This window comes from Pseudomonas edaphica (genome assembly GCF_005863185.1).
Classification (GTDB): domain Bacteria; phylum Pseudomonadota; class Gammaproteobacteria; order Pseudomonadales; family Pseudomonadaceae; genus Aquipseudomonas; species Aquipseudomonas edaphica.
Window position 1 is genome coordinate 1 of the sequence record NZ_VBVZ01000244.1, and the last position, 8,757, is coordinate 8,757.

Consider the following 8,757-nt stretch of genomic DNA (forward strand, 5'->3'; position numbering starts at 1 on the left):
ACGCGGTGATGCTGATCTGCTCCAAGGACGCGCGCCAGCGCATTACCGGGTTTGCCGGGGTGGCGGCGGGCAAGGTCGAGATGCTGTTTATCGACCCGCAACACCGTGGCCAGGGCTTGGGCCAGCAATTGCTGAGTTATGCGATCGAGCACCTGAATGCCGATGCGCTGGACGTCAACGAGCAAAACCCGCAGGCCCTGGGGTTTTACTTCAAGCAGGGTTTCGAGGTGGTCGGACGGGCGGAACATGATGGCTTGGGCCAGCCGTATCCGTTGCTGCATATGCGCTTGCGCCAACAGCAACGGCGCAGTGGCTGACACAACACAGCGCCAATGTGGGAGCGTGCTTGTGTGGGAGCTGGCTTGCCTGCGATGGCATCACCTCGATTCCAAATGCACGACCGAGGTGTCTGCATCGCGGGCAAGCCCGACTCCCACACAGGCCAGCGCCCACAAAAAGCCACTACGCTGAAATGGGTCCGGGATTAACCGCGCCCACACAGGTACAATAGCCGCCCCCTTTTGCTACGGCCCTTGTCATGACTGACCCCATACGCCTTTCCAAACGCCTTATCGAACTGGTCGGTTGCTCCCGTCGGGAGGCTGAGCTGTTTATCGAAGGCGGCTGGGTCTCGGTGGACGGTGAAGTGATCGACGAGCCGCAATTCAAGGTCACTACCCAGAAGGTCGAGCTGGACCCAGAGGCTAAAGCCACTGTGCCGGAACCGGTGACCATTCTGCTGCACGCCCCGGTGGGCGTGGATGTGGAAACAGCAATGGCCTCGATCAGCGCCGAGACGCTGTCCGAAGAGCACCGTTTCAGCAAGCGCCCGCTCAAGGGCCACTTCCTGCGCCTGACCGCCAGCGCCGATCTGCAGGCCAAGGCCAGCGGCCTGCTGGTGTTCACCCAGGACTGGAAGATTCTGCGCAAGTTGACCGCCGATGCCGCCAAGATCGAGCAGGAATACGTGGTTGAGGTCGAGGGTGACATGGTTGCCCATGGCCTCAACCGCCTGAACCACGGTTTGACCTACAAAGGCAAAGAGCTGCCGGCCGTCAAAGCCAGCTGGCAGAACGAAAACCGCCTGCGGTTTGCGCTGAAAAACCCGCAGCCGGGTGTAATTGCCCTGTTCTGTGAAGCGGTCGGCCTGAAAGTCATCGCCATCCGCCGCATCCGTATTGGCGGCGTGTCCATCGGCAAGGTGCCGGTCGGCCAATGGCGCTACCTGTCCGGCAAAGAGAAATTCTAAGCCGCTCCCCTTTTCCCGGCACCGGCAACTCTGCGCGGTGCCCTCAGTTGAATACCAGGATTGCCCACCATGATTCACAACGACGTATTGCGCAGCGTGCGCTACATGCTCGACATCAGCGACAACAAGATGGTCGAGATCATCAAGCTCGGCGGCATGGACGTCACCAAGGAAGACCTGCTGACCTACCTCAAGAAAGATGAGGAGGAAGGTTTTGTGTTCTGCCCGGACGACGTCATGGCGCACTTCCTTGATGGCCTGGTGATCTTCAAGCGTGGCAAGGACGAAAGCCGTCCGCCGCAGCCGATCGAAACCCCGGTGACCAACAACATCATCCTCAAGAAGCTGCGCGTGGCCTTCGAACTGAAGGAAGACGACATGCACGCCATCCTCAAGGCTGCTGAGTTCCCGGTGTCCAAGCCTGAGTTGAGCGCACTGTTCCGCAAGTTCGGCCACACCAACTACCGCACCTGTGGCGACCAGTTGCTGCGCAATTTCCTTAAGGGCCTGACCCTGCGGGTTCGTGCGTAAGCCATGAGCTACTCGGTCTCGCCCGTCGGCTTCGTGCGCTCCTGCTTCAAGGAGAAGTTCGCCATCCCGCGCCAGCCGCAGCTGGCCCCGGCCGCACGCGGCGTGCTGGAGCTGGTGGCGCCGTTCGATCAGGGCGAGGCGGTGCAGGGCCTGGAGCAGGTCAGCCATGTGTGGCTGCTGTTTCTGTTCCACCAGGCCCTGGAAGACAAGCCGCGCCTCAAGGTGCGGCCGCCACGCCTGGGCGGCAATACCTCCATGGGCGTGTTCGCAACCCGCGCGACTCATCGCCCCAATGGCATTGGCCAGTCGGTGGTGAAGCTGGATAAGGTCGAGCCGGGCCGCCTGTGGGTTTCCGGGATCGATTTGCTCGACGGCACGCCGGTGCTGGATATCAAGCCGTACGTGCCGTACGCGGACATCATTGACACCGCCACCAATGATATTGCCAGCAGTGCGCCGCAGCTGATTCCCGTGCAGTGGCTGAAGACGGCACTGCACCAGGCACAAGGCCATGCGCAGCGCCTTGATGAGCCGCTGGTGGCATTGATCGAGCAGTGTCTGGCCCAGGACCCACGGCCGGCGTATCAGACGCCAGGGCCTGAGCGTGAGTACGGCGCGCAGTTCTGGGATGTGGATGTGCGTTGGCACTATCCAGAGGCGGGTGTCATCTGTGTGCTGGAAGTGGTACCGGCCAAGTAAACGCCGAAACAACTGTGGGAGCTGCTCATGTGGGAGCTGGCTTGCCTGCGATGCAGACACCTCGGTCGTTCAGTTGAACTGAGGTGATGCTTTCGCAGGCAAGCCAGCTCCCACACAAGCCAGCTCCCACATTTTTTTGAGCAGTGTTTACTTCTCGACGAACGCGCGCTCGATCAGGTAATCACCCGGCTCACGCATACGTGGCGAAACTTTCAGGCCGAAGCTGTTCAGCACTTCGCTGGTCTCGTCCAACATGCTCGGGCTGCCGCACAGCATGGCGCGGTCGTCCTCGGGGTTGATCGGCGGCAGGCCGATGTCGCTGAACAGCTTGCCGCTGCGCATCAGGTCGGTCAGGCGGCCTTCGTTTTCGAACGGCTCGCGGGTCACCGTTGGGTAGTAGATCAACTTGTCACGCAGCGCCTCGCCGAAGAATTCGTTCTGCGGCAGGTGCTCGGTGATGAATTCGCGGTAGGCGACTTCATTGACGTAACGCACGCCGTGGCACAGGATCACTTTTTCGAAGCGCTCGTAGGTTTCCGGGTCCTGGATCACGCTCATGAACGGCGCCAGACCGGTACCCGTGCTGAGCAGGTACAGATGTTTGCCCGGCTTCAAATCGTCAAGCACCAGGGTGCCTGTCGGTTTTTTGCTGATGATGATCTCGTCGCCTTCCTTCAAGTGCTGCAATTGCGAAGTCAGCGGACCATCGGGCACCTTGATGCTGAAGAACTCCAGATGCTCTTCCCAGTTTGGGCTGGCAATGGAGTACGCGCGCATGAGTGGGCGGCCGTTGGGCTGTTGCAGGCCGATCATCACGAACTGACCATTCTCGAAGCGCAAGCCCGGATCGCGGGTGCACTTGAAGCTGAACAGCGTGTCGTTCCAGTGATGAACACTGAGGACACGTTCGTGGTTCATGTTGCTCATGTACGGGGAACTCCTGGAAATGGGTCTGCGCCAAAGATGAGATGCGCAATTGCACAGCATTCTAATGGCGGCGACAATATCTGTTAACTGGATTATTAAGATAAGGGTTATCGGTTATATCGATATGCGATTTACTCTACGTCAACTGCAAGTCTTCGTCGCCGTCGCCCAGCAGGAAAGCGTCTCACGCGCTGCTGGCCTTCTGGCCTTATCTCAATCCGCCGCCAGCACCTCAATCACCGAGCTGGAGCGTCAATCCAGCTGCCAATTATTCGACCGCGCAGGCAAGCGCTTGAGCCTCAATGCTCTCGGCCATCAGTTATTACCGCAGGCCGTTGCGCTGCTGGACCAGGCCAAGGAGATCGAAGACTTGCTCAACGGCAAGTCCGGCTTTGGTTCCCTGGCGGTCGGCGCCACCCTGACCATCGGCAATTACCTGGCGACCCTGCTGATCGGCAGCTTCATGCAGCAGCACCCCGAGAGCCAGGTGAAACTGCATGTGCAGAATACTGCCAATATCGTGCACCAAGTGGCGCATTACGAAATTGACCTGGGTCTAATCGAAGGCGACTGCAGCCACCCGGACATCGAGGTACAAACCTGGGTCGAGGATGAGTTGGTGGTGTTCTGTGCGCCGCAGCATCACTTGGCCAAGCGCGGTGTGGCGACGATGGAAGAGCTGACCCATGAAGCATGGATCCTGCGCGAACAGGGCTCGGGCACGCGCTTGACCTTTGACCAGGCCATGCGCCATCACCGTAGCGCGCTGAATATCCGCCTGGAGCTTGAACACACCGAGGCGATCAAGCGTGCAGTGGAGTCAGGGTTGGGGATTGGCTGTATTTCCCGGCTGGCCCTGCGCGATGCGTTCCGCCGTGGCAGTTTGGTGCCGGTGGAAACCCCGGACCTGGACCTGGCCCGGCAGTTTTACTTCATCTGGCATAAACAGAAGTACCAGACCTCGGCGATGCGCGAGTTTCTGGAGCTGTGCCGCGCCTTCACCGCCGGGGTTCAGCGCAGCGACGAGATCGTGCTGCCCAACATTGCCTGAGGCTTAGATCAGGATCACGGCCCACACCAGGGTAATCATGGTCAGCGCTACGAATTGCGCGGCGCTGCCCATGTCCTTGGCGTTTTTCGACAGCGGGTGGCGGTCGAGGGAAATCCGGTCGATAGCCGCTTCCACTGCCGAGTTGAGCAACTCAACGATCAAGGCCAGCAGGCAGACCGCGATGAGCAAGGCGCGCTCGACCCGACTGACGTGCAGGAAGAAGCTCAGCGGGATCAGGATCACGTTCAGCAACACCAACTGACGGAATGCCGCCTCGCCGGTGAAAGCTGCGCGCAGGCCATCCAGGGAATAGCCCCCTGCGTTGAAGATACGTTTGATACCGGTTTGACCCTTGAAAGGCGACATAGATGTAGGCAACTGAACCAAAGAAGTGGGGAAACTAGATCACGCAAAGTCAAAAAAGCGTGAATCGGGTACAGCTTAATGCTGCGAAATTGACTCAAGTTGTTGCAAGAGCAGCGCCGCCTGAGTGCGGGTACGCACGCCGAGCTTGCGAAAGATCGCCGTCACGTGGGCCTTGATGGTCGCTTCCGACACACTCAACTCATACGCAATCTGCTTGTTCAACAAGCCTTCGCAAACCATGGTCAGCACCCGAAATTGCTGGGGCGTCAGGCTGGCAAGGCCATCACGGGCGGCTTTGGCTTCGTCGGACACGTTGATTTCTTCAAACGCTTGCGGCGGCCATGACACGTCGCCATCCAGCACGGTGCGCACGGCTTTCTGGATCGCTTCCATAGAGCTGGACTTGGGAATGAAACCGCTGGCACCAAACTCCTTGGAGCGCACCACCACGTCGGCTTCTTCCTGGGCTGAAACCATTACTACCGGGATCTGCGGGTATTGCCCGCGTAAGAGCACCAATCCCGAGAAGCCATAGGCACCCGGCATGTTCAGGTCGAGCAGCACCAGGTCCCAGTCGGATTTTTCGTTGAGGCGGGCTTCCAGTTCGGCAATGCTGGCCACTTCGACCAGGCTCACGTCAGGGCCAAGGCCCAAGGTAACGGCCTGATGCAGCGCACTGCGAAACAGCGGATGGTCATCGGCTATCAGGATTTCGTATGTGGCCATTGATTAAATGATCCTGTTTTTTATGGGAGCCCTGATGGGTTCAGGGTTCGCCAGTACACAAGGCAATAGCCAGGCAGCCATCGCCACAGGGCACACTCAGCATCAAAAACACCTGAAACGACACTGAAAAGTCACGGTTACGCCCCAATCGGCGCCCAGCATGCCCAGCGCAGCCTGGGGGGTCAAGCACTACGCCCGTGGGCATTTTAGCCGGTTGCGGGTTTACGGTGCCATCATGCAAACGTCGTCTGGTTATACCGTAGGGATATGGGGCGCGAGCCGCATGTGCACGCTGTCCGCCGGGTCCAGCGGCAATTGAAATTTAGCGGCCAGGTAATGCGTGCTGAACACATCGAGGTAGGCGTCCAGCACTTCGCTGGCCGCTGGGTCGTCGGCCAGCTCCAGGCACAGCGCCGCAACCTCGGCGGTACAGAAATGATCATCGCGCTTGGACCGGCGCAGCTTGTAGCGTGACAGCTGTTCGGGCGCCAGGCTCAACACCGGCAAGTGTTCCAGGTAAGGGCTTTTGCGGAACATCTTGCGCGCCTCGCTCCAGGTGCCGTCCAGCAGGATGAATAACGGGCGCTTGCCGTCTTGCACCCTCACCTCACTGCACACTCGCTCAGGCGCAACGAATTCGCCCGGAAACACGATATACGGTTGCCATTGCGGGTCGGCAAACAGGGTCAGCAACTCAGGGTCCACTTCTGTGCGCGACCAGGCGAACGCGGTGGTGTCATCGATCACATCGGCGATCAGCCAGCCGGTATTGCTGGGTTTCATCGGTTCCACGTCATGCATCAACAGGCACATGGCCGAGCGGGCCTGCACTGTTGGGCGCCAGGCGCACAGGCAGTACTCGGGAATCACCCGGCAACCGGGGCAACGTTCGGCGCGCGAACCACGGTTTAGAAACGGCCGGACGGCGCGCGCCAGGCGCTGGGTACGCAAGCGGGAGACGGCGTGGCTCATCGGGCGCACCGCGAGCAGAGGTCAATCGACACAGGCAAAACTCGAATCAGGCTTAAGTGGCCGCAGTTTACCAGCGATACGCCTGGCTGTAGTGGCAAGCGGTCCCCTATAATTGCGCGCCACTGAACGCACAGCGCAGTGGCTGGTCTATGCACCAGTAACCGAATCAGGAGAGTTTCATGCTGCGTTCCATGCTGCGCCTTGTTGCCCCATCCGTCGCCCTTGCGCTGGTTCTGCCCATGGGCGCCCACGCGGCGTCGCTGCTGGAGGCCCAAATGAACAGGAAACTGCAGAGCGTCGCGGCCGAGAGCAACAAGGACCTGCCCCGGGAAATCGATGCAAAGACCCTGGAAGTGGCCTACACCGTTGAAGGCATGCAACTGATTGATCACCTCAGTGTGCTACCTGACCGTGCCGAACAGATGCGCGCAAACCCCAAAGCTGTGTATTTCCAGCTGGGTCAAAGCGTATGCCTGAACAAAGGCTATCGCGAGCTGATGGCCAAGGGCGCCGTGATGCGTTATGAGATCACCGAGAACAAGACCAACCGCCCGGTAGCGTCGGTCAAGTTCGTGGAAGCCGATTGCCCGGCCCCCGCTGCGGCGAAAAAGAAAAAGTAACTGTTGCTCGATCATCGCGCGCTGCTGTCCGGTGGCGCGCACCTCCCTCGCCTCATTGGCCAGCCGCCAACTAAACTGCTTGATGAGTGACCAATAAGCGGTTGCCAGCCAAGGGTTTTTCGGCTCATGATCAAGCCATCCCGGCAGCCCATCTACTGCGTTTTTCACGCCGTTCTGTAACATTTTCAGGGCAAAAGAGGGTTGCCCTCCTGCGACTTGCAGTGCAAAGGTTTCCAAATCACAAGGAACATACAGAGCCCGTTTTGCCGCCTGGCGAACACCGTGCAACGCTTAAGGCGTGCAGCGACACACGCAGTGTCGTGGCCGCGGACGAATCTCTCGCCGATGGCCCAGGTTCTGTGAAGAAGGAGAAGTTGAATGCCTTACGAACCGAATGACCGCCTGCTCCGTCATTTTGAAGCAAACGGCGCTGACCTCACCCAGCAGGTCGACGCACAACTCCAGCTGGTCGCTCCCAACAGCCCGAACATCCCCCTTTATCGCGATATGATCCTCACCGTGCTGCGCATGGCCAAGGATGACCGCAACCGTTGGAATGCAAAAATCACGCTGCAGGCGATCCGCGAGCTGGATAACGCCTTCCGCGTGCTGGAACAGTTCAAGGGCCGCCGCAAGGTCACGGTGTTTGGCTCGGCGCGCACGCCGGTCGAAAGCCCGCTGTACGCCTTGGCAAGGGAAGTCGGCACGCTGCTGGCGCAATCCGACCTGATGGTGATCACCGGCGGTGGCGGCGGCATCATGGCCGCTGCCCACGAGGGCGCAGGTCTGGAACACAGCCTGGGGTTCAACATCAACCTGCCGTTTGAACAGCACGCCAACCCGACCATTGATGGCACCGAGAACCTGCTGTCTTTCCACTTCTTCTTTACCCGCAAGCTGTTCTTCGTCAAGGAAGCCGACGCGTTGGTGCTGTGCCCGGGCGGTTTTGGCACGCTGGATGAAGCGCTGGAAGTGCTGACCCTGATCCAGACTGGCAAGAGCCCGCTGGTGCCGGTGGTGCTGCTGGATGCCCCAGGCGGTGGTTTCTGGCAAGGCGCACTGGACTTCATTCGCAGTCAGTTGGAAGCCAATCGCTATATCCTGCCCACCGACCTCAAGCTGATCCGCCTGGTCTACAGCGCTGAAGAGGCGGTGGCGGAGATCAACCAGTTCTATGCCAACTTCCACTCCACGCGTTGGTTGAAGCGTGAGTTTGTGGTGCGCATGAATCATCCGCTCAGTGATCGTGCACTGACCCACTTGCAGAGCGAGTTTGCCAGCTTGCGGCTAAGTGGAGAGTTCCAGCAGCTTGCTTACACAGGCGAGGAACATGATGAACCAAGGTTCAGCCATTTGACGCGGCTGGTGTTCAACTTCAACGGTCGTGATCAGGGCCGGTTGCGGGAGTTGGTGGATTACATCAACTTGCCGGAGAACTGGGCACAGGCCCAGGGGAAGACACAGCAGCGGGCGGCGCCAGAGCCGGCGTGATTTTTTAAGGCAAAAAAAAAGGCCCACTACTGTCGTAGTGGGCCTTTTGTTTTATCGGGATTTGGCATCCCGGCAACCAACACATTCCAATGTGGGAGCTGGCTTGCCTGCGATGGCAGTGGGTC

11 protein-coding genes are annotated in these 8,757 nt (G+C 59.4%); 7 read left to right on the forward strand and 4 right to left on the reverse strand.

Going from position 1 to position 8,757, the window contains the following annotated elements:
* From FEM54_RS17005 to tsaA, 4 genes are all read left to right on the forward strand, one after another.
* On the forward strand, positions 1-317 hold a 317-nt coding region (locus FEM54_RS17005), incomplete at its 5' end, for a GNAT family N-acetyltransferase (RefSeq protein WP_138452047.1).
* Between the two features lie 221 nt (positions 318-538).
* On the forward strand, positions 539-1,249 hold the full coding sequence (locus tag FEM54_RS17010) for an rRNA pseudouridine synthase (RefSeq protein ID WP_058421638.1): 711 nt from the start codon (positions 539-541) through the stop codon (positions 1,247-1,249).
* Positions 1,250-1,318: 69 nt separating this feature from the next.
* Positions 1,319-1,780: a YehS family protein gene (locus FEM54_RS17015; RefSeq protein ID WP_003189058.1), complete on the forward strand. Its 462-nt coding sequence runs from the start codon at positions 1,319-1,321 to the stop codon at positions 1,778-1,780.
* A gap of 3 nt (positions 1,781-1,783) precedes the next feature.
* Positions 1,784-2,479 (forward strand): tRNA (N6-threonylcarbamoyladenosine(37)-N6)-methyltransferase TrmO, encoded by a 696-nt coding sequence (gene tsaA / locus FEM54_RS17020; RefSeq protein ID WP_099548535.1) that lies wholly within the window; start codon positions 1,784-1,786, stop codon positions 2,477-2,479.
* Between the two features lie 147 nt (positions 2,480-2,626).
* On the opposite strand, the gene fpr is transcribed toward tsaA, so the two are convergent.
* Positions 2,627-3,406: a ferredoxin-NADP reductase gene (fpr, locus tag FEM54_RS17025; RefSeq protein ID WP_003189055.1), complete on the reverse strand. Its 780-nt coding sequence runs from the start codon at positions 3,404-3,406 to the stop codon at positions 2,627-2,629.
* Positions 3,407-3,530: 124 nt separating this feature from the next.
* Here fpr and FEM54_RS17030 point away from each other — a divergent pair, with 124 nt between their 5' ends.
* Positions 3,531-4,457 carry a LysR family transcriptional regulator gene (locus FEM54_RS17030; RefSeq protein ID WP_026013711.1) on the forward strand — a complete coding sequence of 309 codons (927 nt, stop codon included), beginning with the start codon at positions 3,531-3,533 and terminating at the stop codon, positions 4,455-4,457.
* 3 nt (positions 4,458-4,460) lie between these two features.
* Here FEM54_RS17030 and FEM54_RS17035 read toward each other — a convergent pair whose 3' ends face one another.
* The 3 genes from FEM54_RS17035 to FEM54_RS17045 form a co-directional block, all read right to left on the reverse strand.
* A complete protein-coding gene (locus tag FEM54_RS17035) occupies positions 4,461-4,823 on the reverse strand; it encodes a diacylglycerol kinase (protein WP_017137081.1) in 363 nt (120 codons plus the stop codon).
* A gap of 75 nt (positions 4,824-4,898) precedes the next feature.
* On the reverse strand, positions 4,899-5,549 hold the full coding sequence (erdR, locus tag FEM54_RS17040; RefSeq protein WP_017137080.1) for a response regulator transcription factor ErdR: 651 nt from the start codon (positions 5,547-5,549) through the stop codon (positions 4,899-4,901).
* Between the two features lie 252 nt (positions 5,550-5,801).
* Complete coding sequence (locus tag FEM54_RS17045) at positions 5,802-6,521, reverse strand: tRNA-uridine aminocarboxypropyltransferase (protein ID WP_138452049.1); 720 nt, start codon at positions 6,519-6,521, stop codon at positions 5,802-5,804.
* A 179-nt stretch (positions 6,522-6,700) separates the two neighbouring features.
* Between FEM54_RS17045 and FEM54_RS17050 the strand changes: the two genes are divergently transcribed.
* Complete coding sequence (locus FEM54_RS17050) at positions 6,701-7,141, forward strand: PA3611 family quorum-sensing-regulated virulence factor (RefSeq protein WP_017137078.1); 441 nt, start codon at positions 6,701-6,703, stop codon at positions 7,139-7,141.
* Positions 7,142-7,519: 378 nt separating this feature from the next.
* Positions 7,520-8,632 (forward strand): LOG family protein, encoded by a 1,113-nt coding sequence (locus FEM54_RS17055; protein WP_138452052.1) that lies wholly within the window; start codon positions 7,520-7,522, stop codon positions 8,630-8,632.
* Positions 8,633-8,757 lie beyond the last annotated feature (125 nt).